The following is a 25,896-nucleotide window of genomic DNA, read 5'->3' as shown; positions in this document are numbered from 1 at the left end:
GCGTGCTCACTCCACCTTCATGCCGGTGGCTTTGACGATCGGGCCGTAGCGGTTGTACAGCGCGTCCATTCGCTGCACGGCTTGCGCGCCGGTGAGGCCCTCGAAGAACAGATCCAGGTTGGTCATGCGGGCCTGCACGTCGGGCCGCTTGAGGGCCTCCACGATGCCCTTCTGCAGCGTCTGCGCCACCGCGTCGGGCGTGGCGGCCGGCACCATCACGATGTAGAGCACCTCCTGCTCCAGGCTCTTGAGGCCGGCTTCGGCCACCGTGGGCAGCTCGGGCGCCAGGCGCGAGCGCTGGCGGCTGGTGACGGCCAGCGCGGTGATCTTGCCGGTCTGCACGTGCGGCAGCATGCCGGGCGTGGCGAGCACGCCGCCGTCGACCTCGCCCGAAAGCACGGCGGTGACGGCCGGCGTGTTGCCCCGGTAGGGCACGTGGGTGATCTTTGCCTGCGTGGCCTCCTTGATGACCTCCACCGCGAGGTGGCCGGGGCTGCCGCTGCCGGCCGAGCTGAAGTTCAGCCCCTTGGTCCTGGCCATCTCGACCATGCCGGTCAGGTTCTTGATGCCGGTGGCCGGGTTCACGCCCACCAGCAGGCCCGAGGAGGCCATCACCACCAGCGGCTTGAGGTCGCCGCGCTTGAACGGCATGCTGCCGTACAGGTGCGGGTTGACGGTGAAGGTGGTGTCGATGCCGAACAGCACGGTGTAGCCGTCGGCCGGGCCCTTGGCCACGTCGGTGGCGCCGATGTTGCCGGCCGCACCGGCCTTGTTTTCCACCACGAAGGGCTGCTTGAGCGTTTCCTGCAGCACCTGGGCCACCGAGCGCGCGAGCAGGTCCGAGGGGCCGCCGGCGGGAAAGTTGTTGACGAAGCGCACCGGCTTGGTCGGGTAGCTGTCTTGGGCGTTGGCGAAAGGCGCGGCGGCGGCCGCGATCAGCACCAGGGCGAGGCGCAGGGCAGGGATCTTCATGAGGGCTTGAAAAAGAAAGAGAAGAAAGGACTCAAGGCTGGTAGCCCGATTTCTGGACCACGGGGGCCCATTGCGCACGGTAGGCCGCGAGCATGCGGCGCGTCTGCTCGGGGGTGCTCGCCACCGGGCCCAGGCGCGCGTCGTTGAAGCGGCGCACGGTCTCGGGGTCCTGCATCACCTCGCGGATCGCCTGACCGAACTGCGCCACGCGGGCCGCGGGCATGCTGGCGGGGGCGAAGAAGGTGTTCCAGCCGTCGGCACCGAGGTCCAGCCCGGCCTCCTTGAAGGTGGGGATGGCGGGCGCGAAGGGCGAGCGCCGGGCACTGGAGACGGCGAGGATGCGGATCTTGCCGGCTTCGTGCTGGGGCAGCAGCGTGTCGAAGGTGTCGAAGGCCACCGGCACCTGGCCGCCCATCAGGTCGGCCAGCAGCGGGCCGGATCCCCGGTAGCCCACCACCTGGGCCTTCACGCCGGCCTTCTCGCCCACCATGAGGCCGAAGAAGTGCGGCAGGCTGCCGGTGGCCGGCACACCGAAGTTGGCCTGCTCGGGGTTGGCGCGCAGCCAGGCCAGCAGGTGGTTGAGTTCGCGCACCGGCACGCCCGCACCCACCGCCACGGCGAACTCGTAGCTGCTGGCCTGCGACACCGGCTGGAAGTCCTTGTCGGGGTCGTAGCCGGCGTCCTTGAACACCAGCGGCGCGACCAGCATCAGCGCGGGGTTGGCCAGCAGCAGCACGTTCTGGTTGGCCGGCGTGGTCTTGAGCTGCTGGGCCGCGATGCGCCCGCCGCCGCCGGTGCGGTTTTCCACCACCACCGTCACGCCCAGTTTGGGGCCGAGCTTGTCGGCCACCAGGCGCGCCACGCGGTCGGACGAACCGCCCGGCGCATAGGGCACCACCACGCGCAAGGGGCCTTCGATGGCCTGGGCCCGGGCCGGCAGGGCGGCAGAGGCGGCGAGCGCGGCGGTGAGGGACAGCAACTGGCGGCGGGTGGTCATGGCGGGTCTCCGGAGCGGGAACGGCTTTTTTTCGTGCAATCCAGCATCCTATGCAGCGACAATCAATTGCAGAAATCAATCATTGAGGGTGTTTTCCCTGATGAGCAACCGAATCACGGCGCCGCAACAACAGGCCGATCTGCTGCTGTACCGGCTCTACCGCATCCACACCACCGCCGGGCGGCTGGTGGTGCACATGTGCGAGAGTGAGTTCGGCATCACGCGCCGCGAATGGCGCATCCTGTCCTTCCTGGCCGAGCGCGAAGGCGCGCTCTCGTCCCAGCTGGCCGAACACGCCATGCTCGACCGCGCCCGCACCTCGCGCACGCTGAGTTCACTGGCCGCGAAGAAGCTCGTGGTGCGCCAGCCCCGCCCGTCGGACCGGCGCGAGGTGAACGTCTTTCTTTCCGACGAGGGCCGGCGCCTGTACGGCGAGATCTACCCACGCGTGGCGGCGATCAACCGCGAGCTGGTGGCCGGCCTCGATGCCGCGCAGCGCGACCAGCTCGACGCCATGGTGGACGCCCTGCAAGACCAGGCCGGCCGCATGGTGGCGGCGCGACCCGGGACACCCACACCGCCCGACGGTGGAGATTGAGGAGACCGTTTCCATGCAACTCATCGTTTCGGCCGGACTCATCCTGGCCATCGTCCTGTGGGGCGTTGTCGCTCCCGATGCTCTTGACGCCGTGTTCGAGGGCGCGCTGGCGGTCATCACGCGCGACTTCGGCTGGCTCTACCTGTGGGTGGTGCTGGGCCTGGTGGTGTTTGCGCTGGTGCTGGCGTTCAGCCGCTACGGCGATCTCAAGCTCGGCGGCGAGGACGACGAGCCCGAGTTCTCCATCGGCAGCTGGTTCTCCATGCTGTTCGCGGCCGGCATGGGCATCGGGCTGGTGTTCTGGGGCGTGGCCGAACCGATTTCGCACTACGGCACGCCGCCGCCCGGCATCGTGGCCCGCACGCCGGAGGCGGCCAACGCGGCCATGCGCTACAGCTTCTTCCACTGGGGCCTGCACCCCTGGGCGGTCTACAGCATCGTCGCGCTGTCGATCGCCTTCTTCCAGTTCCGCAAGGGCGGCACCGCGCTCGTGAGCACGGCGGTGCAGGCGCTGCCCTGGGCGCCGCTGCAGCGGCTCGGGCCAGTGGTGAACGTGCTCGCGGTGATCGCGACCGCCTTCGGCGTGGCGGCCTCGCTCGGCATGGGTGCGCTGCAGATCAACAGCGGCCTGCACGCGCTGCTGGGCCTGCCGGTGGGTGAGGTCCAGCAGGTCGGCATCATCGTGGTGACCACCGTGCTGTTCCTGGTGTCGGCCGTCAGCGGTGTCACCAAGGGCATCAAGTGGCTTTCCAACATCAACCTGGTGCTCGCGGCCTTGCTGGCACTGGTGGTGTTCGTGGTGGGGCCCACGGTGGTCATCATCGACGCCTTCACCTCCACGCTGGGCAGCTACGTGAGCGAGCTGGTGCGCATGAGCCTGCGCATGACGCCGTTTCGAGACAGCACCTGGGTCGGCGGCTGGACCATCTTCTACTGGGCCTGGTGGGTGAGCTGGTCGCCCTTCGTGGGCCTGTTCATCGCACGCGTCTCGCGCGGGCGCACCATCCGCGAGTTCGTGCTGGGCACCATGCTGGCGCCCAGCCTGGCGGCCTTCGTCTGGTTCTCGGTGTTCGGCGGCACTGCGCTGCATCTCGAGATCATGCAGGGCGTGCCGGTGGCCGACGCGGTGCGCGCCGATGTCTCCACCGCGCTGTTCGCGATGTTCAAGGCGCTGCCCATGACCGCGCTGATGTCCGGCGTGGCCACCGTGCTCGTGCTGCTGTTCTTCGTCACCTCGGGCGACTCCGCCACCCTGGTGCTGGGCATGATGAGCACGGGCGGCGAGGAAAACCCGAGCGCCCGGGTCAAGATCGCGTGGGGCCTGCTGATTTCGGGCATCGCCATCAGCCTGCTGCTGGCCGGCGGCCTCAAGGCGGTGCAGACCGCCACCATTGTGTTCGCCCTGCCGTTCGCCGTGGTGATCGTGCTCATGGCCATCGCACTGTGGCGCGGCGTGCGCGACGACTGGGACGAGGAGCAGCGGCGCGAGCGGGCGCTGCGCCGGCGCATGCGCGAAGTGTTGAAATGAGCCATGACCCTTGAATTCGCCCTGGCCTTCGGGAAGAGCTTTCTCTTCGTCTTCGCCGCCATCCTGCCGATCCTGAACCCCGCCGCCACCGCGCCCATCTTCCTCGGCCTGACCGAAGGCGCTTCGCCGTCCACGCGCGCGCTGCTGGCGCGGCGCATCGCGCGCAACATGTTCGCGCTCATGGTCGGCTCCATGCTGGTGGGCTCCTACGTGCTCGACTTCTTCGGCATCTCCCTGCCCATCGTGCGCGTGGGCGGCGGGCTGATCGTGGCGGCCTCGGCCTGGCGCCTGCTCAACGCCAGCCACGCCAGCGAGGACAGCCGCACCGAGCTGGCCGAGGCCTTCACGCCCGAGCAGGCGCGCCGGCAGGCCTTCTACCCCCTGACGTTTCCGATCAGCTGCGGCCCGGGCTCCATCGCGGCGGCCATCACCGTGGGCGTGGCCCTGCACGACCAGCGCTTCGCGCTCTCGCTCGCCCGCATGGGCGGCGGTGTGCTGGCGCTGTTCGTCATCGGCGTGCTGCTGTACCTGGCGTTCCGTTACGCCGACCGCCTGCTCAGGCCCCTGGGCGAAGCCGGCACGGTGATCTTCCTGCGGCTGTCGGCCTTCATCCTGCTCTGCCTGGGCGTGCAGATCGTGTGGGACGGGGTCAGCGAGCTGTTGCGGGGCTTGCTCGTGGCGGCGTGAACGCCGGCCCGGGCGGAAACCGAACCACCTGCCCGCTGGGCAGCTTCGCCATGGCGGCGGTGAACAGGGGGTGAGACAGCCATCCGGTCAACCAGGCCTTCAGTGCGGGCAGGGGCTGCTGCTCGAACCAGCCGGGGTCCACGGCGGCGAACTGGCGCACGAAGGGAAAAATGGCGAGGTCCGTGGCGCACGGCAAGTCGCCGCCCAACTGGGCGGCCTCTTGCAGGCGGGCGTCCAGGGGTTGCAGCAGCACGTCCACCGCTTGCGCGCGGTGCAGCGCGGGGTCGGCACCGTCGAAACGGTCGGGGTACTTGGTGCGGTCCAGATGGTGTTTGAACGGGCCGTCGCAGGCCGACAGCAGCGCCAGGTTGGTCGCGCTTTGCGAGCGTGCCCACCCGCTCGCCGGGTCGTGCACCGAGAAGGCCCAGCGCATGATGTCCAGGCTCTGTTCCAGCACCTCGCCGTCGGGCAACACGAGCACCGGCACCGTGCCCTTGGGCGAGCGCGCCAGCATCTCGGCCGGCTTGTCGCGCAGCACGATCTCGTGTGCATCGAATTCGATGCCCGCCACCAGCAGCGCCATGCGGGCGCGCATGGCATACGGGCAGCGGCGGTAGCTGTACAGCAGCGGGACCATGCCCGCGCCCTCAGGCCCGCAGCACGTCGCGGATCGACGGGTCCTTGTCGAACTGCGACTTCGCGAACGGGCAGAGCGCGATCACCTTGGTGTTGGTCGAGCGCACCCAGGCCACCAGGGCGTCGAGCAGTTGGCGGCCCACGCCCTGGCCTTTGAGGCTTTCGTCCACGTGGGTGTGGTCAATGATGATCAGTGTGGGGTTGGTGCGGCTGTAGGTCATCTCGGCGATGCGCTGGCTGCCTTGCTCGACGAAGAAAGCGCCGGTGGCGTCCTGTTCCTGGTGTTGGATGGAATGCGTGGTCATGGAAGGTGTGGAGGGGGGTGAAAAAAGGTGCTCAGGCCAGAACGTCGCGGATTGACGGATCGCGGCTGAACTGGGCCTTCACGTAGGAACAGACAGGCACGACCTTGTTGCCCGTCTGGCGGGCCCAGGCCACCAGCGCGTCCTGCAGGTGCTGCGCCACGCCCTGGCCTCGCAGGCTGGGGTCCACGTAAGTGTGGTCCACGACCACCAGCGAGGGGTTGGTGCGGCTGTAGGTCATCTCGCCGACGCGCTGGCCACTGCGAAGGATGTGGAAGGCGCCTCGCGAGCCGGCTTCTTCGTGTTCGATGGCATGTTCCATGGGGAGGGTCTCCGGTGAAGGATGAAGGGAAGGCTACCACCCCAGGCCGGGGCAAGTGGCGTGCCGGGTTACTCGCCGGTGCCCGCCTTACACGCCGGTCAGCACCGGCGCGAGGTCCAGCGTGCTGCGTTTCCCCAGATCCTTGCGGTGCTCGCGCAGCCAGCGGTCCGCCGCTTCGCGCCCCATGGCATGCAGGTTCGACAGAAAGGCCCACTGCGTGTTGGTCTTGCTGCCGGCGCCCAGCGCGGCGAGCGACTCGCCGCCTTCGATCAGGTGCACGCGCAGTTGCTGCACACGCCGCAGCAGCGCGGGGCGGCCCGGTGCGGGGGGCTGGTCGCCGATCAGTTCCTTCAGCAGGGCGAGCGTGCGCAGCTCCTTGATCAGGCTGGCGTTGAAGGTCACTTCGTTGATGCGGTCGAGGATGTCGCGCGCGCTGGTGGGCACGGCCTCGCGCTGCGTCGGGTTGATCTGCACCAGCAGCAGGTCTTGCGCGTGGGTCTCGCTCACCAGCGGCAGCAGCGTGGGGTTGCCGGCGTAGCCGCCGTCCCAGTAGGCCTCGCCGTCGATCTCCACCGCCTGGAACAGCAGCGGCAGGCAGGCCGAGGCCAGCACCATGTCGGGCGTGAGCGCCTGTTGGCCGAACACGCGCAGCGCGCCGGTGCGCACCTGCGTGGCGGCGATGAACAGCTGCGTCTTGTGGCAGCGGCGCGCGCGCTCGAAGTCGATGGTCTCGACCAGGATGTCGCGCAACGGGTTGAGGTTGAGCGGGTTGAGCTGGTAGGGCGAGAGCGTGTGGCCGAAGGCGTCGGCGGCCTGTTGCAGGGGATCGGTCCAGGGCTTGAGCCAGGGCGCGAGCCAGTCGTTGGCCGGGCCCATGAGCGCGCCGATGGGGCTGGTCTGCAGGCGGTGGAAAGGGGAGAGTTCGGCCACGCGGGTCCAGAACTGGCGCAGCACGCGTTGTGCGCCTTCGCGCCCGCCGTCCATCAGGCCCGAGGCGAGCGCCACGGCGTTCATGGCGCCGGCGCTGGTGCCGCTGATGGCGGCGATCTCCAGCGTCTCGTCCTCCAGCAGGCGGTCGAGCACGCCCCAGGTGAAGGCGCCGTGCGAGCCGCCGCCTTGCAGCGCGAGGTCAATCGGGTGTTTGCCGGGGCGGGTGTTCTGGGCCATGGATTGCATTGTCGGGGCGGAGGGGGTGCATTGCACCATGGCCCGGTGACACCCGGCCCGGTCTGGGACAATCGGCGTTTGCTTTTGCGCCCGCATGTCCACCCCTACCCTTGAGCCCTCTTCCGCCGACACCGGCGCATCCGCCGCGCCGGTGGCCGGCCCGCTGGCGCGCGAGGCGATCGCCCTGGCCGCGTTCGACCACGTGGTGGCGCACGCGCCCGGCTACCGCGCGCGGCCAGGCCAGCGCGAGATGGCGGCACACATCGCGCACACGCTCTCGGGCGTGTCGCTGGGCGACGGTGCGGTGGCGAGCGACGCGGCGCTGCCCGCGCGCGGCATCGCGGTGGTGCAGGCGGGCACCGGCGTGGGCAAGTCGGCGGCCTACGCATCGACAGTGATCCCGCTGGCGCTGGCGCAGCAGAAGCGCGTGATCATCAGCACCGCCACCGTGGCCTTGCAGGAGCAGCTGATCGCCAAGGATCTGCCGGCCCTGGCCGCCTCGCTGCCGCAGCCTTTCAGCTTCGCGCTGGCCAAGGGGCGCGGGCGCTACGTGTGCCGCCTCAAGCTGGATCAGCTGAGCGGGGGTGATGCGGCCAGTGCGGACCTGTTCGAGAGCGACGACGGCAGCGCTTCCGACACCAGCGCGGCCGGTGTGGCGGCGCAGGCCGTGGCGTCGGCCGCCGCCGCGGCCCGCTGGCAGGAGCGCGGCGTGCAGTACACCGCCTGGGCCGATGCGCTGGACGACGGCAGTTGGGACGGCGACCGCGACCGCCTGGACACGCCGCCCGACGGCGGCCTGTGGGGCCCCGTGGCCGCCGAGCGCCACACCTGCACCGCGCGCCACTGCCCCAGCTACAACAGCTGCAGCTACTACCAGGCGCGCGCCAGGCTGGCGCAGGCGCAGGTGATCGTGGTCAACCACGACCTGCTGCTCTCCACGCTGGGCCTGCACGCGCTGCCCGCGCCGCAGGACTGCTACCTCGTGTTCGACGAGGCGCACCACCTGGGCTCGGTGGCGCAGGGGCAGTTCACCGCGTCCATGGACCTGATGCGCGGCCACTGGCTGGACAAGCTGCCGCGCGCGGTGGACGAGGTGGCCACCGCGATCGACCACCGGCCCACGATCGACGTGGCCGCGTTCACCAAGGAGCTCAAGAGCGCCCAGACCGAGCTGGCGCGGCTGGCGATGCAGCGCATCGGCTCGCTGCCGGCCTGGCTGGACCTCACCGGTCGCTCCGCTGGCCGCTCGCCGGCCCGCCCGGGCGGCGGGGCTTTCAACGAAGCCGGCGCGCCGGTGGTGGACCGTTTCGAGGGCGGCGTGCTGCCGGCGGAGTGGCTGGAGGTGGTGGGCAAGCTGCACGCCAACGCCAGCAGCCTGCTCAAGGTGTTCGAGGCCCTGGCCGCGCAGCTCAAGGCGAACGCGCGCGAAAACCCTGGCGATGCGGCGCGCTTCGCCAAGCTCTACAGCCGCCTGGGCGTGCTGGCGCCGCGCCTGCAGAGCGCGCAGGAAACCGCCAGCTACTGGCAGCAGGTGGCGGGCGACGGGCAACCGCCCCTGGCCAAGTGGCTGGAGGCGGGCGTGAGCCACGGGCTGGTCACGCTGACCGCGCACGCCTGCCCTCTGCAACCGGGCAGCCTGCTGCGCAACCACCTGTGGAACCAGGTGCGCGCGGCGGTGGTCACCTCGGCCTCGCTCACCACCTGCGGCACCTTCGATCACTTCCTGCACGAGTCCGGCCTGGCCTGGGACGGCGCGGTGGCCGCGCGCGAGGTGCAGAGCCCGTTCGACCACGCGCGCCAGGGCCGCCTGGTGGTGGTGCAGACCACGGCCGACCCCAAGGACGTGGACGGCTACACGCGCGAGATGCTGGCCCTGCTGATGGCCGACCTGCGCGAGGTGGAGCGCGGCGCGCTGGTGCTGTTCACCTCGCGCGCGCAGATGCGCCAGGCCCAGGGCCTGCTGGAGCGCGGCGAACACGGCGCGCTGCGCGACCGCGTGCTGGTGCAGGGCGAGGCCTCGCGCACCGTGCTGCTGCGCCGCCATGCCGAGCGCGTGGCCGAGGGCAAGCCCTCCGTGCTGTTCGGCCTGCAGTCGTTCGGCGAGGGCCTGGATCTGCCGGGTGAGCTGTGCGAATGGGTGTTCATCACCAAGCTGCCGTTCGCCTCGCCCAGCGACCCGGTGGGCCAGGCGCGGGCCGACTGGTTGAAGAGCCAGGGCCGCGACCCGTTCAGCGAACTCGTGGTGCCCGCCACCGGCGCGCGCCTGCTGCAGTGGACTGGGCGCGCGCTGCGCACCGAGGCCGACGAGGCGGTGGTCGTTTGTTACGATGCCCGCTTGCTGCGCCAGTCCTACGGACGGCGCATGCTCAAGGGCTTGCCGCCCTACCGGCTGCAGCGCCGCGTGGACGGCGTGCTGACCGAAGCCTGACCTTCCTCACCGAAAGCCCCGCGCATGATCTTCTCCGCCCTCAAACTCATCCACGTGCTGGCCGTCATCCTGTGGGTGGGCGGCATGGCCTTCGCGCACTTCTTCCTGCGCCCCTCGGTGCAGACGCTGGAGCCGCCGGTGCGCCTGCGCCTGTTGCAGACCGTGATGCAGCGCTTCTTCTCGGTGGTGCTGTGGGCCTCGCTGGTGGTGCTGGTCACAGGCCTGTGGATGATCGGCCGCGTGGCGAAGGAGACGGTGCAGGCGGGCCTGAGCTTCAACATGCCGCTGGACTGGACCATCATGGCCACCCTGGGCATCGTGATGATCGCGATCTTCGGCCACATCCGCTTCGCGCTGTTCAAGCGCCTCACACGCACCGTGGCCGCCAGCGACTGGCCGGCCGCTGGCGCGGCGATGGCCTCCATCCGAAGCTGGGTGTTCGTCAACCTGTGCATCGGCATCGCGATCGTCTGCGTGACGCTGCTGATGGGCTGAATGTCCGCCGCGGTCCAGGCGTGCCTGCCATGTCGTTCTTCAAGCCGGGTGTCTGGGCCATGGCGCTGCTGACCGCACTGCTCACCGGCTGCGCCCTGCCGCCGCTGGACGGCCGCACCGAGACCCAGGCCCTGCCGCCGACCGAAGCTGCCGCCACCGCGCTGGGCCGCGCGCTGAGCGCCCAGGTGCTGGGCCATCCCGGCGAATCCGGCATCCTGCCGCTGGCCGATGCGCTGGAGTCGTTCGCGGCGCGCGTGCTGCTGGTGCGCGCGGCCGAGCGCACGCTGGACGTGCAGTACTACATCTGGCGCGACGACCTCACCGGCAACCTGCTGCTGAACGCGCTGCGCGAGGCGGCCGACCGCGGCGTGCGCGTGCGCCTGCTGCTGGACGACAACGGCGTGGCCATGGACGCCAAGCTGCTCGCGCTGGACCGGCACCCGGGCATCGAGGTGCGGCTGTTCAACCCGTTCTCGATCCGCCAGCCCAAGGCGCTGGGCTACCTCACGCATTTCAGCCGCGCCAATCGGCGCATGCACAACAAGGCGCTGATCGCGGACAGCCAGGCCGCCATCGTGGGCGGGCGCAACGTGGGCGACGAGTATTTCGGGGCCACCGACGGCGTGCTGTTCGCCGACCTCGACGTACTGGCCATGGGGGCCGTGCTGCCCGAGCTCTCGACCGATTTCGACCGCTACTGGGCCAGCGCCTCGGCCTATCCGATCGACCGCATCGTGGTGCGCGAGGCGGCGGCGCAGGACGCCGCGGCGCAACCCGAGCGCGACCCGCGCGCCGCGCGCTACCTGGAGGCCTTGCGCCAGTCGCGCTTCGTGTCGGACGTGCTCAGCGGTGGCCTCGTTCCGCAGTGGGCGCGCGTGGAGATGGTGAGCGACGATCCGCGCAAAGGCCTGGGCCAGGCGGAGAAGGAAGGGCTGGTGACCCACCAGCTGGCCCAGGTGCTGGCCCGCCCGCCACGGCGCTCGCTCGATCTGGTCTCGCCGTACTTCGTGCCCACGGCGGCGGGCGTGGAGGTCTTCGAGCGGCTCGCGGCCAGTGGAGTGCGCGTGCGCATCCTCACCAACGCGCTGGAAGCCACCGATGTGTCGGCCGTTCACTCGGGCTATGCGCGCTACCGCAAGGCCCTGCTGCGCAGTGGCGTGGAGCTGCACGAGATGCGCCGCGGGGCGGTGGTGATGGGGCGCTCTGGCGTGCTGGGCAGCTCGGGCTCCAGCCTGCACGCCAAGACCTTCGCGGTGGACGGCGAGCGGGTGTTCGTGGGGTCGATGAATTTCGACCCGCGCTCGGCGCATCTGAACACCGAGCTGGGTTTCATCATCGACAGCCCGGCCATGGCGCAGGCGGTCGGGCAGGTCTTTGACAGCGAGGTGCCGGCCGCCGCATTCGCCGTGCGGCTGGACGAGCACGGCGACCTGGTGTGGATCGAGCGCCGCGAAGGCCAGTCGATCCTCCACCCCCACGAACCCGGTGCCACCTTCGGGCGGCGGGCCTGGATCGGCCTGCTGTCGGTGCTGCCGATCGAGTGGCTGCTTTAGTCCGAAGCGGCCAGCAGACGCTTCGCATCGGCCACGTTGAGCGGCTTGACGAGGTAGCTGTGGACGGCGGGCAGTGACCGTGCCATCTGCTGGTCTTCTGCGGCGTCGGAAGAGCTCAGGATGTGCACCTGAAGATCGGCGCTCAGCAGCGACAGCGCCTCCAGTTTCGAGACCGTCTCGAAACCGTTCAGCAACGGCATGTTGATGTCGACGAACAGCAGGGTCGGCTTCGGCGGCGGGCCCTTCTGCAGGAAGTCGATGAGCTGAACACCGGACTCCAGCACCATCAGCTCGCCGGAGAAGCCGGCCTTCTTGAGCACGATGCTGTGGTACGTGTTGTCCAGATCGTTGTCGTCGACCAGGATGACGCGTTCGATGGGGGGCATGGCGTGTCAACCTCCGGGCACACGAACGGCCCCGGGAAGTTCGACCGCGAAGGTGCTTCCTGCGCCTTCGATCGAGCTCACGGTGATGGCCCCGCCGTGCATTTCCGCGATCCGTTTGCACATCGCGAGCCCGAGCCCCGATCCCGGGCTGATCCTGCGCGAGTGCAGTCGCCGGGAGGGCAGGAAAATTTCCTCGTGGTGTTCGCGCGGGATGCCGATCCCGTTGTCGGCCACGCGAACCACCAGCGTATCGCCGCGGATTTCGCTGGACAGCGTCACCTGCGGTGCGACGCCCTCGCGCGCGTACTTGACCGCATTGGCGAACAGGTTCTGAAACAGGATGCGCAGGAGTGAGGGGCTGCCCTGGATCTCTGGCAACGCCGCCACGGCGAGTCGGGCATCCGGCCACCGGATCGCGCTGTTCAGGTCCTGCCAGGCCTGGCCGATCACCTCGTTCAGGCTCACCGGCTCGATCGCCATCTGGTAGGACTCGATCTCCATGAAGCGCCGCAGGTCGTCGATCAGGGCGCGCATCCGGTCGCTTCCCTGGATGGCGCTGTCCACGTGGCGCCGGCTGTCCTGCGGCAGGATGTCCGCGCACTCCATCTGGAGCAGCCCCATGAAGTTGCGGATCGCGTTCAGCGGCTCCTTCAGGTCATGCGACAGCATGTGGAAGTACTTCTGCTGCTGCAGCGTCTTCTGCTCCAGCAATTCGACGGTGGCCTCGAGTTGCCGTTCGCGTTCCTTGAGGTCTTCGATGTCGTGGATCCGCGCCACGACACCCACGGGAGGGTCCGTGCCGTCGATGCAGTCCGGGAGGTAGGTGACCTGCACATGCCGAGGCCCGGCTCTTGAAAACTCGATCACGGTTTCGAACCGGACTTCCTGCCCCGTCAATGCGTGGTCCAGGTGGGGTGCCACCACCGACTTGTAGATGCCCTCCGGCAGCAGCTCGCCCACTTTCAAGCCGGTCATCTGGCCGCGGCTGAGTCCCCAGTAGTCGAGGTAGCTGCGGTTCACGTACCGGTAGGTGTGGTCCTTGTCGATGTAGGCCTTGAGGTCGATGCCCGCCGCCCCCACCGCCTGCATCACGGTTTGCTGCCGGTTCCAGCGGTCGGCCTGGTTCGACATCGAATCCAGCACGGCGTCCGAGTGCTGGATCATGCTCTGGACCATGGTCGCCATGGCCTTGAGGGCCTCGATCTGCCGCGCCGAGAGTTGCCGGGGCACATGGTCGATGACGCAGACCGTCCCCAACGCCAGGCCGTCCGGCGTGACGATCGGTGCGCCCGCGTAGAAGCGGATGTTCGGTTCACCCGTGACCAGCGGGTTGTCGGCGAACCGCTCGTCGCGAAGCGCGTCTTCGACGAGCATCACGTCCTCGGGCTGGAGGATGGCGTGGGCGCAGAAGGCGAACTCCCGTGCGGTCTGCGTGACGGGCAGGCCCACCCGGGATTTGAACCACTGCCGGTCTTCGTCCACCAGGGAGATGAGTGCGATCGGTGACTCGCAGATCTGTGCGGCGAGTTCGGTGATGGCGTCGAACGCCGCATCGGGCAAGGTGTCCATGATGCCGAGTTCGCGCAGGCGCTGAAGGCGCTTGGCCTCGAACGGAGAGGGCGGGGCTACTTTCATTCTTTTTCTTGACGGAGTTGGGTCGACTGGACACACAGGGTGTCCATCCAGGAGTCCCGCCTGAGGGACGGTTTTCAATGTCTCGCGTGACTGGTTCTTTCTGGCCTCCACTGACTCGGACAATTCATTCCATGCTGCGCCTCTGCCCCGCCGGCGTCATCGGGGCCATCACTCTTTTAAAACGCCCGGAAGTGAGGCACATTTCTGTGTTGTCGATCAGGCGCCGCCCGGCAGCGGCAGCGCCGTCTTGTAGCGAACCTGCTTGAGCGCGAAGCTGGAGCGGATCTTTTCCACCTGTGCGATGGGCGAGAGTTGCTCCAGGATGAAGCGCTCCAGCGCCGGCATGTCGGGCACGGCCACGCGCAGCAGGTAGTCGGCGTCGCCCGTCATCAGGTAACACTCCATCACTTCGTCGCGGATGCCGATCCGCGACTCGAAGGCTTCCAGGGCCTCGCGGCTCTGCTGCTTGAGGCTGATGGAGATGAACACATTGAGGTGCAGCCCCAGCTGCTTCGCGTCCAGCAGCGCCACGTACTGGCGGATCAGTCCGCGCGCCTCCAGGGCCCGCACCCGCGCCAGACAGGGGGACGGGGAGAGATGCACGCGTTTCGCCAGCTCGACGTTGGACAGGCTGGCGTCCTGCTGCAAGGCTTCCAGAATCCGGTAATCGGTGGCGTCCAGGTGGTTTGTGCTGTCATTTTTCATGTCGGTGGCAGTATATGCCGCACAGGGGCCGTGTCGCGTGGTTGATCGATAGCAACTTCGGAGCGCCTCCACCTACAGTGCCTGACTGAGGAGACCCACCATGACCGACGTTTCAACACAGCAGCATTTCGGCGACCCGGACCCCGCAGAGACCCTCGAATGGCGCGAGGCCCTGCTCTCGCTGACGGCCAGCCAGGGGCCGGCGCGCGCGCGGCAGATCCTCGACGAGCTCGCCCGTCTGGCGCGCCAGCAGCGCATTGGCTGGCAGCCCGAGCTGAACACGCCTTATGTGAACACCATCGCGGTCGAAGACCAGCCCGCTTTCCCTGGCGACCTGGCCGTCGAGGAGCGCCTGGCTTCGCTGATGCGCTGGAACGCCCTGGCCATGGTGGTGCGCGCGAACCAGGCCTATGGTGAACTCGGCGGGCACATCGCCAGCTACGCCAGCGCGGCCGACCTGTTCGAGACCGGCTTCAACCACTTCTTCCACGCCCGCAGCGAACAACACGGTGGCGATCTCGTGTTCTTCCAGCCCCACAGCGCGCCCGGTGTGTACGCGCGCGCCTTCCTCGAAGGCCGGCTGAGCGAAGCCGATCTGCGGCACTACCGCCAGGAAATCACCGCACCGGCCGATGGTGCGCGCGGCCTCTCGAGCTACCCGCACCCCTGGCTCATGCCCGATTTCTGGCAGTTCCCCACCGGCTCCATGGGCATCGGCCCGATCAGCTCGATCTACCACGCGCGTTTCATGCGCTACCTCTCGCACCGGAACCTGCAGGACTGCACAGGCCGCAAGGTCTGGGGCGTGTTCGGCGACGGCGAGATGGACGAACCCGAGAGCATGAGCGCGCTCACCCTGGCCGCGCGCGAGAGGCTCGACAACCTGGTGTGGGTGGTCAACTGCAACCTTCAGCGCCTGGACGGCCCGGTGCGCGGCAACGGCCGCATCATCGACGAGCTGGAGAAACTCTTCGCCGGCGCGGGCTGGAACGTGATCAAGCTGGTCTGGGGGAGTGACTGGGACGGCCTGTTCGCGCGCGATGTCACCGGCGCGCTGGTGCGTGCCTTCGCCCACACGGTGGACGGCCAGATGCAGACCTTTGCCGCCAAGGACGGTCGCTTCAACCGCGACAACTTCTTCGGCCAGAACGAGGAACTGGCCCGCCTCGCGCAGGGCATGACGGACGAGCAGATCGACCGTTTGAAGCGCGGCGGCCACGACCTGGTGAAGATCCACGCCGCGTACGCCGCGGCGGCGGCGCACACCGGCCAGCCCACCGTGATCCTGGCGCAGACCAAGAAGGGCTATGGCATGGGCAGCGCGGGCCAGGGCAAGATGACCACGCACAGCCAGAAGAAGTTCGACGGCGCCGACCTGATCGAATTCCGCAACCGCTTCAACCTGCCGCTGAGCGACGAGCAGGCCACCGGCCTGGCCTTCTTCAAACCGGCCGACGACAGCGCCGAGATGCGCTACCTGCGCGAGCACCGCGATCGCCTGGGCGGTGCCATGCCCCGGCGCGAGACCGTGTGCGAACGGGTGCCGGTGCCCGCGATCGGCGCCTACGCCAGCTTCGCGCTGAAGGCCGACGGCAAGGAGATGAGCACCACCATGGCCTTCGTGCGCATGCTCGGCAGCCTGCTCAAGGACGCGCAGCTTGGCCCGCGCATCGTGCCCATCGTGGCCGACGAGGCGCGCACCTTCGGCATGGCCAACCTGTTCAAGCAGGTCGGCATCTACAGCAGCGTGGGCCAGCGCTACGCGCCCGAAGACATCGGTTCGGTGCTGAGCTACCGCGAGGCACTGGACGGGCAGATCCTGGAGGAGGGCATCAGCGAGGCCGGCGCCATCGCGAGCTGGACGGCCGCCGCCACGAGCTACAGCGTGCACGGGCTGGCCATGCTGCCGTTCTACATCTACTACTCGATGTTCGGCTTCCAGCGCGTGGGCGATGCGATCTGGGCCGCGGCCGACCAGCGCGCGCGCGGCTTCCTGCTTGGCGCCACCTCGGGCCGCACCACGCTCGGCGGCGAAGGCCTGCAGCACCAGGACGGCAGCAGCCACCTCGTGGCCGCCACCATTCCCAATTGCAAGGCCTACGACCCGGCGTTCGCGGGCGAGCTGGCGGTGATCGTGGACGCGGGCATGCGCGAAATGCTGGTCGAGCAGCAGGACGTGTTCTATTACGTCACGCTCATGAACGAGAACTACGCCCAGCCCGACCTGCCCGAGGGCGTGGCCGGGGACGTGCTCAGAGGCGGCTACCGTTTCGGCCGTTTCGGGCCTGAAGGGGCTGCGCAGCAGGTGAGCCTGCTGGGCTCGGGCGCGATCTTCACCGAGGTGCTCAAGGCTGCTGAGCAATTGGCCGCGCAGGGGGTGGGCGTGGAGGTGTTCAGCATCACCAGTTGGAGCGAGCTCGCGCGCGACGGCGTGGCGCAGGGGAGGGACTCGCACCTCACGCGCCTGCTGGCCGGGGGCGAGGGCCCGGTGATCGCGGCGACCGACTATGTGCGCAGCGTGCCCGAGAGTGTGCGAGCCTTCATGCCCGAGGGGCGGGGTTACCGCACGCTGGGTACCGACGGCTTCGGCCGCAGCGACACGCGCGCCGCGCTGCGCGCGTTCTTCCAGGTCGATGCGCGGAGCATCGCGAATGCCGCCCGGGCGGCCTTGGCAGGCCCGGGCTGAACGTCAGGGGGTGGACACAGCCGGCATCGAACGGTCGCCCCCGATGCGCCGCCACAGCCAGGGCAGGGCCTGGGCCAGGTCGGGCCGCGAGCCTTCCAGCGTGGGGCGGTACCCGCCCTGGGCGCGCGCCGCGTCGGTGCCGAGGTCGAAGCGGAAGGTGTAGTGGGGCTCCTGGCCCATGCGCAGGTCGGTCACGAAAAGGTGGCCGTCGATGGCCGACACGCGGTAGAAGCCGTGGGTGAAGGCTGCCATGCGGGCGAGGTAGGGCTCGTCGCGGTGTTGTGCCATCAGGTCGGCACCGCGCCCGTGCACCGTCCAGGTGATGCGCGGGCTGTCGTCCAGCAGCGAGTAGAAGCCCTCGCGGTACTCGGTGGGGGTGGTGGCCACGAGCCGCCACAGCACGGTGTTGAACGGCGACGGCGTGACCAGCAGGCCGTCGGCCGCGATGCCATCGGCCTGCAGCGAGGCGCGCGCGACCTGGGTGACGTGCTGTTGCGCGCCCACGCTCCAGGCCAGGTAGAGCGTGCTGAGGACCAGCCCGGCGGTGTTCCAGCCCAGGCCGCGAGCCGACTTCAGCCGCAGTGCCGCGATCACGCCCACGATCAGCGGCAGGGTGTAGGCCAGGTCGATGATGAAGACGCTGCCTACCGCGAACGGATAGTCGCTGAAGGGCTGCAGCAGCTGGGTGCCGTACACCGTCATGGTATCGAGCAGCGGGTGGGTGATGAGCACCAGCCACATCGCCAGCCACCAGCGCTTGAACAGTGCGGCCTCGCCATGCACGCGCGAGACGATCCAGGCGAGCACCGGCGCGGCCAGCGTGAGCACGAAGAGCGCATGGCTCTCGGCGCGGTGGCGCGTCATGTTGAGGACGGCGTCGCCGTGGTTGATGAAGGCGTCGAGGTCGGGCAGGGTGCCGCCGATGGCACCCCACAGCGCGGCCTTCCACACAGCGGTGCGCCGGCCCATCACGGCCACGCCCACGGCCGAGCCGAGGGCAATCTGGGTCAATGAATCCATGCGGCGAGCTTAGCTGCCCGCCATCAAGCCTGCACGGCGATGGGAAAGGTGGCGCGCAGGCCGTCGCTGCCCGGCGCAAACGGCACGGTGACGGCAGCGCGGGCCTCTTCGCTCATGCGCCGCCAGATACCGTCGCGCTCGTTGCCCGGGTCGCCAGCGACGTACAGCTGGGTGGTCAGCAGTTCCCGCCGGTCGAGTTTCACCTTCACGTGGATGTGCGGCGTGCGGCCGGTGTAGGGCACGGGCTTGAGGGTGCGGAAGCGGTAACGCCCGTCGCGACCCACGGTGACTTGGCCGAACCCCTGGAACGCCGGGTCGGCCTTGCCGCCGTCGCCGGGGTGGTGGTAGTGGCCTTCGTGGTCGCACTGCCAGATCTCCACCACTGCGCCCGCCACGGGCAGACCGGCAAGGTCGGTCACCGTGCCGTCCACCCAGGTGGGCTGGCCCTTGCCATAGACCGCCTTGCCGTTGCGCAGCAGGTCGGCATCCGAATCGGCGGGCAGGGCGACGGGGTAGAACGGGCCTTCGGTCTGGCTCGGCGTGGGGCGCAGGGACTTGCCCTGCGCCAGCGCGGGCGAAAGCCAGGCCGGGGCGGCCACGGCGGCGGCGCTGGCGATGAGGATGCGGCGGCGGGGCAGGGTGGGCATGAGGGTCTCCAGGCGACGGCAGTCTGGTTGGAAACGCCACCCGGGCGCAAGTTCCGCTCAGGGCGGGTTGCGGCTGGCCGAGGCCATCCATGCCAGGAGGGAAGCTCGCATCGCTTCTTCGACCGACATGTCGATCGGCGTGGTCCAGCTGCGTGGCACGAACACGGTGTAGCCGCCGATCATGTAGCCCATGGGCAGGTAGACCGCCACATGGTCGAGCTCGGCCAGCCCGGGCGGCAGGCCTGCCATGTTCTGGCGCGTCACCAGGCCGACGATGGTCATCTCGTTGTCCGGCATCTTGAGCATCACCACCTGCTGCTGCGCGTCTTTCTTGTTGGGCGCGAAGTAGTCGGCAAAGCTCTTGAGCGAGGAGTAGATGCTCTTGACCACCGGCAGGTTGGTGAACGGCAGCTCCACCCAGGAGAGCATGCGCGCCGTCACGGGCTGGGAGATCAGGAAGCCCAGGCCGAAGATCATGGCCGCGCCGATCACGATGCCCAGGCCGGGCAGGTAGAAGTCACCGACCAGCGGCCGGATGGCCCACATGGCGATGGTCTCCACCCAGACGATGAACAGGTACAGCACGTAGACCGTCAGCGCCACCGGCAGGAAGGTGATCAGGCCGCGGAAGAAGTACTGGTAGATCGGTTTCACACGCGGGAGCATAGCAGCCGGGTGGCTTGAAAAGGCCCAGAATGGCCCCATCTGCCCGCTGTTTGCCCCGCGCCGGGTGGCATGCCTGGTGTTCGCGCCAGTTCAGGAACTCCCTTGGGGCCAGGAGGCTCTCTCATCCATGAACGGACTCTTCGACTTCTTCGGCCGCGTGCTGCGCGGCGTGCTCCGGCTGGCGCTGGCCCTGGCCGCCCTGGTCTTCGTGCTCAGCCTGTTGCTGGCGTCCCTGGTGGTGGTGGTCGGCGTCTCGCTCTGGGCGCTGGTCACGGGCCGCAAGCCCGCGCCGGCGGTGGTGTTCAGCCGCTTTCGCCAGACCTCGCAGCGTTACACGCAAGGCGTGTGGCCGGCCGGCGCGCGCCAGCCCACGGGCGAGGTGGTCGATGTCGAGGCCACCGAGGTGCCCGAAGGGCCAGCCTCTTCGCGCGAGCCCGGCTCGCGCTCCGGTCCCGACACGATCGCGCGCGTGATGCGCTGAGCCGCCCGATCAGGATTTGTTTCGCGACAGTTGCCGCAGCTCGTCGGCCACCACCCGCTTGAGCAATGCGGTGAGGGCCAGCGCGATCCTGGAGCGCGGTGCGTTGCGAAGGTAGGCCGCGGAGAAGTCCATCGAGATGGTCGGCTTGAAGGGCCGTATCGCCAGTTCGCGGGCCAGCGGACCGATCAAGGCGATCGGGTCCGTGATGGCGATGCCCACGCCGTGGAACACGTGGCTGATCACCGAGGAGGAGTGCAGGGTCTCGACGCGGATGTTGGGCCGCACCCCCGCTTGCAGGATGGCCAGGTTCAGCTGCATGCGCTGGCGGCTGTTGGGGCCCAGGGCCACGAAGTCCTGGTCGTGCAGGTCTTTCACCGCGATCTGCCGCTTCTGCGCCAGCGGGTGGTCCTTGGGCATGATGCACAGGGCCTGTGTCGCGGGAAAGGGATCGTGATCGATGTCCCCGGCGTCCGGCGGCGGGAAGCCGTATGCGACGTCCAGCTGTCCATGGCGCAGCATGGACATGAGGTTGACCGAGCTGTCAGGGTGGATGGAGACCACCACCTCGGGGTACTCCTTGAGCAGCTTGCTGATCGCCTCCGGCAGACAGTGGGCCGACAGGTTCGGCATGGCCCCTACATGCAGGTAGCCCGCGGTGGACAGGCGGATCGCGCGCGCGGCCTCCCGGATGCGGTCGGCGCCCGCGAAGTGGCGCTCGATTTCCCGGTAGAGCTGGTGGGCCTGCTCGGTCGCGACGATGTGGATGCCCTGGCGCTGGAAGAGCACGAGCTGGAGTTCGCCTTCCAGGTCGTGGATCAAGCGCGAGACCGCCGGCTGGGAGATCGCCATCGAGTGCCCGGCACCGGTCATGCTGCCCGTCAGCATGACGGCGCGAAACGCTTCAAGCTGCCGGAAGTTCAGGGGCCGGGGCACGGTGACTCGTTCATCAGGTCATTGGGAGCGCCGATGATACGGTGAAGCTGGCGTCGTCGATGGGGTCCAGACAGTGGCTGAGCAGCCGGCCGAACCCCTGAACGGGATCGCGCAGGCCCAGCCTTCGCAGACACGCCCAGAAGCAGGCCTGGTTGCTGGTGATGACCGGTTTGCCCAATTCGTCTTCCAGGCGCTGGATGACGCCCAGCGAGGCGAGGTTGGTGCAGGAGATGAACACCACGTCCGCATCCGGTCGGTCCGCCAGTCTGGCCAGCCGGTAGATGGCCTCGGGTGGAACACGCCCGATGGCGCGCCGTTCTTCCTGCGTGTGGCCCAGATCCAGCGCTTCGAGGGACGCCAGGTCGAAGCCATGCTGCTGCAGGAACTCGCGCTCGCGCTGGTTCACGAACTCGACATAGGGCGTGGCCAGCGCCACCCGCCGGGCGCCCAGGGCCCGAAGGGCGGCCACCACGGCGCCCGCCGCCGCCAGCGCGGGCTTGCCCGTGCGCGTCTGCATGTCGTCGATCAGGTCTTCCATCGGGCAGACGAAAGACCCCGAGGTGCAGCCGTAGGCCACGATGTCCACCTCGGCGGTGGCCAACTGGTCGGCGGCGCCGCTCACGGCCTTCGCCATCTCGAAGTAGGACTCCGGCGTCGCGCGCCCCAGCAGCATGGCGCGGGCGGCGAAGATGCCGACACCCTCCGGGGCCATGCGCCAGAACTCGGGTTCGTTGATGGTGTTGGTCGACGGAACGATCAGTCCGATCCGGGCTTTCCAGCCGTAGGGCGAGTACAGGGAGACTGCTTTCAAAAGGAACTCCTGCCGCTCAGTCCAGCTTGATGCCCATGTCCCGGATCAAGGTGGTGAAGCGCTTCTCCTCCTCGACCAGCAGGGCGCCGAGTTCCTCCGGCGTGCCGCCCACCACCTGGGCGCCGGCATCTTCCAGCCGCTTCTTGATGGACGGCACGTTCAGCGCCGCCACGATCTCCTTGTTGAGCTGGCGGATGCGGGCCGGGGGCGTGCCCGCCGGCGCCAGGACCGCGCCCCACGACTCGGCCCGGAAGCCGGGATAGCCGGACTCGGCCACGGTGGGCACGTTCGGGTACTGGGGCAGTCGCTGGGCGCCCATGGCCAGCAGCTTGAGCCGGCCCGCCGCGATGTGGGGTTGCACCGCGCCCAGGGTGTCGAAGACGATCTGCGTGCGCCCGGCCATGAGGTCGGGGTGCGCCGCCGCGCTGCCTTTGTAGGGCACGTGGTTCATCTTCACGCCCGCCAGGTCGGCGAACCACTGGCCGAAGATGTGCACGTTGCTGCCCTGTCCGGCCGAGGCGAACGAGAGTTCGTTCGGGTGCTGCTTGGCGTACGCGACCAGCTCGGGCACATCGCGCACCGGCAGTGAAGGCGTGGCCACCAGGACCATGGCGGTGCGGGTGGCGAGCGTGACGGGCGCGAAGTCCTTGACGGGGTCGTAGGGCAGGGTCGGCATGAGCGCCTTGCCAAATGCGTGGGAGCTCACCACCAGAGCGATGGTGTTGCCGTCCGGTGGCGCCTTGGCCACCTGGGCCGCACCGATGGAGCCGTTGGCACCGGGCTTGTTCTCGACCACCACGGCCTGGTTCAGGCGGGTGGTCAGGTTCTCCGCGAGCAGGCGCGCGGTGATGTCGGCCGTGCCACCGGGGGCGTACGGCACCACGATCCGCAACGTGCCGCTGTTGGCGACCTGGGCCTGTGCCAGGCCCGCCGTGAGGGTCCACACGACCAGGCCGGCCGAGAGGGTTCTGAAAACCTTGCGCATACGAAACTCCTTGCAGATGGACAGTGGGGTCAGCGATCGATTCGGCCGTGCGAGAGGCCTCGGTCCGGGGTCGCGATGTTCACGCGGACCATGTCGCGCAGCAGTTGCACGATGGACATCGAGCTCTCCCCTTCGGTCCCGTCGACGATGAAGCGGTTGGTGCAATAGCGCATCTCCCAGCCACCGGCATTCAGGCAGGCGCGGATCACGTCGGCGGCGATGGCCGGGGTGTGCAGGGACTGCAGGTCGCCCCGCAGGTAGGCCAGCATGGCGCTCAGGCCGTAGGCGCCCCAGTTGGACACGGAGGCGGGCATGAAGATGTCGGTGGCGACGGTCGTCGGGACGCCGGTCCCGCCTTCGTACTGGCAGCGCTGGCCGTAGGGGTGGAAGGTCTTCATGAAATCGAAGATGCGGCCGAAGCCGATTTCATTGCCGTTGTCGCCGATGCCGATGGACAGCACCTGGCGGCGCGCCGCTTCGGCGAACAAGGGGGCGATGTCGACGCAGTTCTTCGGCCGCACGCCGGTCGAGTAATGCAGGATGCCCTGTTCGTTGGGGCCCAGGCGCTCGATGGAGACGATGGCGGTGGGTTGATAGCGATCGAAGACCGCGGCGGCCCAGTCCTGGATCTCGTCCTGCTCGGTGGGCGACTCCGCGAGTGCTGCGCCCATGCGGCGGTCCCGCGCCAGTTCGTAGTCGCGCACCATGATGCCGGCGGCCTGGCTGCTCGCGACCACGGGCGGTGCATGGCAGGGTTCGCACACGTAGACGGGCACGGCCTGCAGGCCCCAGAACAGCGTGTAGGCCAGGGCGGCCGCGCCGGGCGGGCCGTCGCTTTCGCCGTTCGGCGCTTCGGGTGCATAACCCGCGCCGGTGACGATCAGCACGCGGTCGCCGGGCTTGACCGCCGCCGACAGCGCCTCGGCCGCGCGGGCCACGATGGGGCGTCCGCCCCCCTCGCGCCGGGCTTCATCGTAGATGCCCCGGATGATGTTGTGGTTCATCGCGCGGTTGCGCATCTCGACGGTGGTGAGGCGATCAATGTTCTCGCCAATGATGTCAGGCATGGGGGTCCGAAATGAAGAATTGAACAGGTGACGATCGATTCTTGCGCAGCACCTTGGCCTCCACCTAATCGAATCTTTGGCGGTATCTAGAACCAGATGTTATGAATGCCCTGTGCGGGCTGCTACCTTGTCCATCAGGAGCCCACCGCATGAGCATTCCATCGACGTCCACGTTGAGAACCTTCGTCGAAGTGGCGCGCAGCCAGAGCTTCACGCGCGCGGCCGAGACGCTGTGCCTGTCGCAGAGCGCGGTCAGCAAGCAGATCCAGTCGCTCGAGGAACAGGTGGGCGTGCGCCTGTTTGTCAGAGGGGAAAAATCGCTGAGCCTGACCGCCTCCGGGCGCGCTTACCTGTCCTTTGCCAGCGAGGCCCTGGCGATGCTGGACCAGGGCCGCGCGGCCGCGCAGATGGCGGCGGGCGAGAAGGAGCCCGCCGCGTCCGTGGAGATCGCGACATCGCCGGCCTTTGCGGCGCAGTGGCTCGTGCCGCGCCTCCAGGGATTCCGCGCGATCGCACCGCAGACCCGCCTGGTGCTGCGACCGCGCCTGCCCGACAGCGCATCGCCGTCGGAGCGCTTCGATCTCGAAGTCCGGGTCGGTGCAGGCCGTTGGGCGGATGCCCGCGCGACGTACCTGATGGGTCGCGAGATGGCCCTGGTGGCCAGCCCGGGCCTGGTGGGCCGAGGCACCCTGATGTGGAAAGACCTGCTGGCCTTTCCCTTGCTGCAGCGGGCCCAGCGCGGCTACGACTGGGCGGAGTGGGGCGCCACGATGGCGCCCGGCTGGAGGACGCCCGAAGCGACCAGCCTGCTCTTCGAGGGCTTCTCGGTGCTGGTGCCGGCGGTCACGGCGGGCCTGGGCCTTGCGGTCTGTCCGCTGTTCCTGGTCATCGATCAGCTGGAGGCGGGCACGCTGGTGCGACCACTCGGTGAATGCGTGCACAGCCGCGAAGCGTTTCATGCCGTGCTGCCTGCCGGCTCCGGCGACCACACCACGCGAGACCGCTTGCTGGGCTGGCTGCACAGCGAGGCGCAGCAGACCAACCAGCGCATTCAGCAGCACCTCGCGGCGCCGCATTCCGCCTAGGAATGGACGTGGTCTTTTTTTCGTTTGACCCCGGTGCGCCCTGCCCGGGACATTAGCGCCCTCTGCTAGTCATCGACGGAAGGAAACGCAATGGAATGGCGCACGCGCTGGAGATTTCTGGGGGCCCTGGCCGCAACGGCCTGGGCGCTGGGTGGGACCGCGGCTCAGGCCAACGAGGCCTACCCGGCCAGGCCGATCGAGTTCGTCGTGCCCTACGCGCCGGGCGGGGCGTCGGACATCATCGTCCGCGCGCTCGTGCCGCACCTGCAGAAGCACCTGGGCGGTGCCTCCATCGTGGTGATCAACCGGGCTGGCGCCAACACGGCCATCGCGGCCACGCAGCTCGCGCGGTCGGCGCCGGACGGCTACACCCTCATGCTGGCCGACGCGGCGCTGGTGCTGAACGCGGCCATCCGCTCGACCTCGCCTGGCTACGACCTGGACAAGGACTTCGCCATGGTCACGCAGATCGGGTCCGCCTCCCTGGTCCTGTTCGTTCCTGAGTCCGGTGCCCGCAACCTGGCCGGGTTCCTGGCTCAGGGCAAGGCGCGCGGCGCCAACATCGCCAATGCCGGGGCCGGTTCGCTCGGGCACCTGGCGGCCGAGTTGCTGCAGATGCGCACCGGGACCTCGCTCACCAGCATTCCCTACCGGGGATCGGCGCTGGCACTCAACGAGACCATCGCCGGCCAGGTCGATGCGACGTTTACCAGCACCGCATCCGGCATGCCGCTGGTGAAGACCGGCCGCCTGCGCGCCCTGGCGGTGGCCGCGCCCCAGCCCATCGCAGCCTATCCCGAGATTCCGACCTTCGAGCAGCTGGGTGTGCCGGGCGTGCAGGCCATCAACTGGTGGGGGCTGATCGCGCCCGCAGGTTTGCCCAGGGACATCGCCGCCAAGCTCTCGAAAGCCGTCCAGCTGGCTGTGCGCGAGCCGGCGCTGGCCGAGCGTTTCGAGGCCCTGGGCATCGTGCCCACCCTGCGCGATGCCCAAGGATTTTCCGCTTTGATGAAAGACGACCTGACCCACTGGAAGAGCGTGGTGCAGCGGGCGAACATCAAGCTGGACTGAGCTGTCTCACCACAAAAAAGGAGCTTTTCAACC

General features: G+C 68.8%; 26 protein-coding genes. 10 read left to right on the top strand and 16 right to left on the bottom strand.

Features of this window, described 5'->3' with window-relative positions; translation table 11 throughout:
• Positions 1-6: 6 nt before the first annotated feature.
• Positions 7-972, bottom strand: coding sequence for a Bug family tripartite tricarboxylate transporter substrate binding protein (locus tag AC07ZS_RS02495; RefSeq protein WP_494797054.1), 966 nt, complete (start codon positions 970-972; stop codon positions 7-9).
• Between the two features lie 31 nt (positions 973-1,003).
• Entirely contained in the window at positions 1,004-1,969 is a 966-nt protein-coding gene (locus AC07ZS_RS02490) for a Bug family tripartite tricarboxylate transporter substrate binding protein (RefSeq protein ID WP_494797053.1), read from the bottom strand.
• 100 nt (positions 1,970-2,069) lie between these two features.
• On the opposite strand from AC07ZS_RS02490, the gene AC07ZS_RS02485 reads away from it, so the two are divergent.
• Genes AC07ZS_RS02485 through AC07ZS_RS02475 form a run of 3 tightly spaced genes read left to right on the top strand, consistent with a single transcriptional unit; the run spans position 2,070 to position 4,782 of the window.
• Positions 2,070-2,567 (top strand): MarR family winged helix-turn-helix transcriptional regulator, encoded by a 498-nt coding sequence (locus AC07ZS_RS02485; RefSeq protein ID WP_494797052.1) that lies wholly within the window; start codon positions 2,070-2,072, stop codon positions 2,565-2,567.
• A 13-nt stretch (positions 2,568-2,580) separates the two neighbouring features.
• Complete coding sequence (locus tag AC07ZS_RS02480; protein WP_494797051.1) at positions 2,581-4,095, top strand: BCCT family transporter; 1,515 nt, start codon at positions 2,581-2,583, stop codon at positions 4,093-4,095.
• Between the two features lie 3 nt (positions 4,096-4,098).
• Positions 4,099-4,782, top strand: coding sequence for a MarC family protein (locus tag AC07ZS_RS02475; protein ID WP_494797050.1), 684 nt, complete (start codon positions 4,099-4,101; stop codon positions 4,780-4,782).
• Here the strand turns inward: AC07ZS_RS02475 and AC07ZS_RS02470 are convergent.
• The 4 genes from AC07ZS_RS02470 to AC07ZS_RS02455 form a co-directional block, all read right to left on the bottom strand.
• Positions 4,745-5,419: a glutathione S-transferase gene (locus tag AC07ZS_RS02470; protein WP_494797049.1), complete on the bottom strand. Its 675-nt coding sequence runs from the start codon at positions 5,417-5,419 to the stop codon at positions 4,745-4,747. The two genes, AC07ZS_RS02475 and AC07ZS_RS02470, sit on opposite strands and share 38 nt — an antisense overlap.
• 10 nt (positions 5,420-5,429) lie before the next feature.
• Positions 5,430-5,723: a GNAT family N-acetyltransferase gene (locus tag AC07ZS_RS02465; protein ID WP_494797048.1), complete on the bottom strand. Its 294-nt coding sequence runs from the start codon at positions 5,721-5,723 to the stop codon at positions 5,430-5,432.
• Positions 5,724-5,754: 31 nt separating this feature from the next.
• Complete coding sequence (locus AC07ZS_RS02460) at positions 5,755-6,042, bottom strand: GNAT family N-acetyltransferase (protein ID WP_494797047.1); 288 nt, start codon at positions 6,040-6,042, stop codon at positions 5,755-5,757.
• An 87-nt stretch (positions 6,043-6,129) separates the two neighbouring features.
• A complete protein-coding gene (locus AC07ZS_RS02455) occupies positions 6,130-7,209 on the bottom strand; it encodes a patatin-like phospholipase family protein (protein WP_494797046.1) in 1,080 nt (359 codons plus the stop codon).
• A gap of 94 nt (positions 7,210-7,303) precedes the next feature.
• Between AC07ZS_RS02455 and dinG the strand changes: the two genes are divergently transcribed.
• Genes dinG through AC07ZS_RS02440 form a run of 3 tightly spaced genes read left to right on the top strand, consistent with a single transcriptional unit; the run spans position 7,304 to position 11,685 of the window.
• The gene (dinG, locus tag AC07ZS_RS02450) at positions 7,304-9,637 is read left to right on the top strand and encodes an ATP-dependent DNA helicase DinG (RefSeq protein WP_494797045.1); all 2,334 of its coding nucleotides are present in this window, start codon (positions 7,304-7,306) and stop codon (positions 9,635-9,637) included.
• A gap of 24 nt (positions 9,638-9,661) precedes the next feature.
• Entirely contained in the window at positions 9,662-10,132 is a 471-nt protein-coding gene (locus tag AC07ZS_RS02445; protein ID WP_494797044.1) for a CopD family protein, read from the top strand.
• Positions 10,133-10,161: 29 nt separating this feature from the next.
• Entirely contained in the window at positions 10,162-11,685 is a 1,524-nt protein-coding gene (locus AC07ZS_RS02440; RefSeq protein ID WP_494797043.1) for a phospholipase D family protein, read from the top strand.
• On the opposite strand, the gene AC07ZS_RS02435 is transcribed toward AC07ZS_RS02440, so the two are convergent.
• The 3 genes from AC07ZS_RS02435 to AC07ZS_RS02425 form a co-directional block, all read right to left on the bottom strand.
• Positions 11,682-12,071, bottom strand: coding sequence for a response regulator (locus AC07ZS_RS02435; protein ID WP_494797042.1), 390 nt, complete (start codon positions 12,069-12,071; stop codon positions 11,682-11,684). The genes AC07ZS_RS02440 and AC07ZS_RS02435 overlap by 4 nt on opposite strands.
• A 6-nt stretch (positions 12,072-12,077) precedes the next feature.
• Complete coding sequence (locus AC07ZS_RS02430; RefSeq protein WP_494797041.1) at positions 12,078-13,706, bottom strand: sensor histidine kinase; 1,629 nt, start codon at positions 13,704-13,706, stop codon at positions 12,078-12,080.
• A gap of 216 nt (positions 13,707-13,922) precedes the next feature.
• Entirely contained in the window at positions 13,923-14,411 is a 489-nt protein-coding gene (locus AC07ZS_RS02425) for an Lrp/AsnC family transcriptional regulator (protein WP_494797040.1), read from the bottom strand.
• A 100-nt stretch (positions 14,412-14,511) separates the two neighbouring features.
• Between AC07ZS_RS02425 and mdeB the strand changes: the two genes are divergently transcribed.
• Complete coding sequence (mdeB, locus tag AC07ZS_RS02420) at positions 14,512-17,097, top strand: alpha-ketoglutarate dehydrogenase (protein ID WP_494797039.1); 2,586 nt, start codon at positions 14,512-14,514, stop codon at positions 17,095-17,097.
• Between the two features lie 3 nt (positions 17,098-17,100).
• On the opposite strand, the gene AC07ZS_RS02415 is transcribed toward mdeB, so the two are convergent.
• Genes AC07ZS_RS02415 through AC07ZS_RS02405 form a run of 3 tightly spaced genes read right to left on the bottom strand, consistent with a single transcriptional unit; the run spans position 17,101 to position 19,418 of the window.
• Complete coding sequence (locus AC07ZS_RS02415; RefSeq protein WP_494797038.1) at positions 17,101-18,117, bottom strand: metal-dependent hydrolase; 1,017 nt, start codon at positions 18,115-18,117, stop codon at positions 17,101-17,103.
• 23 nt (positions 18,118-18,140) lie between these two features.
• Positions 18,141-18,764, bottom strand: coding sequence for a dioxygenase family protein (locus AC07ZS_RS02410; protein WP_494797037.1), 624 nt, complete (start codon positions 18,762-18,764; stop codon positions 18,141-18,143).
• A gap of 57 nt (positions 18,765-18,821) precedes the next feature.
• A complete protein-coding gene (locus AC07ZS_RS02405) occupies positions 18,822-19,418 on the bottom strand; it encodes a DUF502 domain-containing protein (RefSeq protein ID WP_494797036.1) in 597 nt (198 codons plus the stop codon).
• A 139-nt stretch (positions 19,419-19,557) separates the two neighbouring features.
• Here AC07ZS_RS02405 and AC07ZS_RS02400 point away from each other — a divergent pair, with 139 nt between their 5' ends.
• The gene (locus tag AC07ZS_RS02400; RefSeq protein ID WP_494797035.1) at positions 19,558-19,911 is read left to right on the top strand and encodes a hypothetical protein; all 354 of its coding nucleotides are present in this window, start codon (positions 19,558-19,560) and stop codon (positions 19,909-19,911) included.
• 9 nt (positions 19,912-19,920) lie between these two features.
• Here AC07ZS_RS02400 and AC07ZS_RS02395 read toward each other — a convergent pair whose 3' ends face one another.
• The 4 genes from AC07ZS_RS02395 to AC07ZS_RS02380 are packed head-to-tail and all read right to left on the bottom strand — an operon-like array spanning position 19,921 to position 23,707.
• Positions 19,921-20,844, bottom strand: coding sequence for a LysR family transcriptional regulator (locus AC07ZS_RS02395; protein WP_494797034.1), 924 nt, complete (start codon positions 20,842-20,844; stop codon positions 19,921-19,923).
• 13 nt (positions 20,845-20,857) lie between these two features.
• Positions 20,858-21,655, bottom strand: a complete 798-nt coding sequence (locus AC07ZS_RS02390) for a maleate cis-trans isomerase family protein (RefSeq protein ID WP_494797033.1) — start codon at positions 21,653-21,655, stop codon at positions 20,858-20,860.
• 16 nt (positions 21,656-21,671) lie between these two features.
• On the bottom strand, positions 21,672-22,640 hold the full coding sequence (locus AC07ZS_RS02385) for a Bug family tripartite tricarboxylate transporter substrate binding protein (RefSeq protein ID WP_494797032.1): 969 nt from the start codon (positions 22,638-22,640) through the stop codon (positions 21,672-21,674).
• Between the two features lie 29 nt (positions 22,641-22,669).
• Positions 22,670-23,707, bottom strand: a complete 1,038-nt coding sequence (locus AC07ZS_RS02380; RefSeq protein WP_494797031.1) for a glutamate cyclase domain-containing protein — start codon at positions 23,705-23,707, stop codon at positions 22,670-22,672.
• Positions 23,708-23,856: 149 nt separating this feature from the next.
• Here AC07ZS_RS02380 and AC07ZS_RS02375 point away from each other — a divergent pair, with 149 nt between their 5' ends.
• Both AC07ZS_RS02375 and AC07ZS_RS02370 read left to right on the top strand, forming a co-directional pair.
• Positions 23,857-24,792, top strand: coding sequence for a LysR family transcriptional regulator (locus AC07ZS_RS02375; RefSeq protein WP_494797030.1), 936 nt, complete (start codon positions 23,857-23,859; stop codon positions 24,790-24,792).
• Positions 24,793-24,882: 90 nt separating this feature from the next.
• The gene (locus tag AC07ZS_RS02370; protein WP_494797029.1) at positions 24,883-25,863 is read left to right on the top strand and encodes a Bug family tripartite tricarboxylate transporter substrate binding protein; all 981 of its coding nucleotides are present in this window, start codon (positions 24,883-24,885) and stop codon (positions 25,861-25,863) included.
• Positions 25,864-25,896 lie beyond the last annotated feature (33 nt).

The organism is Hydrogenophaga sp. GW456-12-10-14-TSB4, assembly GCF_059424305.1.
Note: the sequence above shows the minus strand (reverse complement) of the source record. Positions and strands in the feature narration are given on the sequence as shown.

Excerpts from the sequence above, each read along its gene's own strand:
- AC07ZS_RS02495 (WP_494797054.1), bottom strand. The coding sequence starts at position 972 with ATGAAGATCCCTGCCCTGCGCCTCGCCCTGGTGCTGATCGCGGCCGCC.
- AC07ZS_RS02490 (WP_494797053.1), bottom strand. The coding sequence starts at position 1,969 with ATGACCACCCGCCGCCAGTTGCTGTCCCTCACCGCCGCGCTCGCCGCC.
- AC07ZS_RS02485 (WP_494797052.1), top strand. The coding sequence starts at position 2,070 with ATGAGCAACCGAATCACGGCGCCGCAACAACAGGCCGATCTGCTGCTG.
- AC07ZS_RS02480 (WP_494797051.1), top strand. The coding sequence starts at position 2,581 with ATGCAACTCATCGTTTCGGCCGGACTCATCCTGGCCATCGTCCTGTGG.
- AC07ZS_RS02475 (WP_494797050.1), top strand. The coding sequence starts at position 4,099 with ATGACCCTTGAATTCGCCCTGGCCTTCGGGAAGAGCTTTCTCTTCGTC.
- AC07ZS_RS02470 (WP_494797049.1), bottom strand. The coding sequence starts at position 5,419 with ATGGTCCCGCTGCTGTACAGCTACCGCCGCTGCCCGTATGCCATGCGC.
- AC07ZS_RS02465 (WP_494797048.1), bottom strand. The coding sequence starts at position 5,723 with ATGACCACGCATTCCATCCAACACCAGGAACAGGACGCCACCGGCGCT.
- AC07ZS_RS02460 (WP_494797047.1), bottom strand. The coding sequence starts at position 6,042 with ATGGAACATGCCATCGAACACGAAGAAGCCGGCTCGCGAGGCGCCTTC.
- AC07ZS_RS02455 (WP_494797046.1), bottom strand. The coding sequence starts at position 7,209 with ATGGCCCAGAACACCCGCCCCGGCAAACACCCGATTGACCTCGCGCTG.
- dinG (WP_494797045.1), top strand. The coding sequence starts at position 7,304 with ATGTCCACCCCTACCCTTGAGCCCTCTTCCGCCGACACCGGCGCATCC.
- AC07ZS_RS02445 (WP_494797044.1), top strand. The coding sequence starts at position 9,662 with ATGATCTTCTCCGCCCTCAAACTCATCCACGTGCTGGCCGTCATCCTG.
- AC07ZS_RS02440 (WP_494797043.1), top strand. The coding sequence starts at position 10,162 with ATGTCGTTCTTCAAGCCGGGTGTCTGGGCCATGGCGCTGCTGACCGCA.
- AC07ZS_RS02435 (WP_494797042.1), bottom strand. The coding sequence starts at position 12,071 with ATGCCCCCCATCGAACGCGTCATCCTGGTCGACGACAACGATCTGGAC.
- AC07ZS_RS02430 (WP_494797041.1), bottom strand. The coding sequence starts at position 13,706 with ATGAAAGTAGCCCCGCCCTCTCCGTTCGAGGCCAAGCGCCTTCAGCGC.
- AC07ZS_RS02425 (WP_494797040.1), bottom strand. The coding sequence starts at position 14,411 with ATGAAAAATGACAGCACAAACCACCTGGACGCCACCGATTACCGGATT.
- mdeB (WP_494797039.1), top strand. The coding sequence starts at position 14,512 with ATGACCGACGTTTCAACACAGCAGCATTTCGGCGACCCGGACCCCGCA.
- AC07ZS_RS02415 (WP_494797038.1), bottom strand. The coding sequence starts at position 18,117 with ATGGATTCATTGACCCAGATTGCCCTCGGCTCGGCCGTGGGCGTGGCC.
- AC07ZS_RS02410 (WP_494797037.1), bottom strand. The coding sequence starts at position 18,764 with ATGCCCACCCTGCCCCGCCGCCGCATCCTCATCGCCAGCGCCGCCGCC.
- AC07ZS_RS02400 (WP_494797035.1), top strand. The coding sequence starts at position 19,558 with ATGAACGGACTCTTCGACTTCTTCGGCCGCGTGCTGCGCGGCGTGCTC.
- AC07ZS_RS02385 (WP_494797032.1), bottom strand. The coding sequence starts at position 22,640 with ATGCGCAAGGTTTTCAGAACCCTCTCGGCCGGCCTGGTCGTGTGGACC.
- AC07ZS_RS02380 (WP_494797031.1), bottom strand. The coding sequence starts at position 23,707 with ATGCCTGACATCATTGGCGAGAACATTGATCGCCTCACCACCGTCGAG.
- AC07ZS_RS02375 (WP_494797030.1), top strand. The coding sequence starts at position 23,857 with ATGAGCATTCCATCGACGTCCACGTTGAGAACCTTCGTCGAAGTGGCG.
- AC07ZS_RS02370 (WP_494797029.1), top strand. The coding sequence starts at position 24,883 with ATGGAATGGCGCACGCGCTGGAGATTTCTGGGGGCCCTGGCCGCAACG.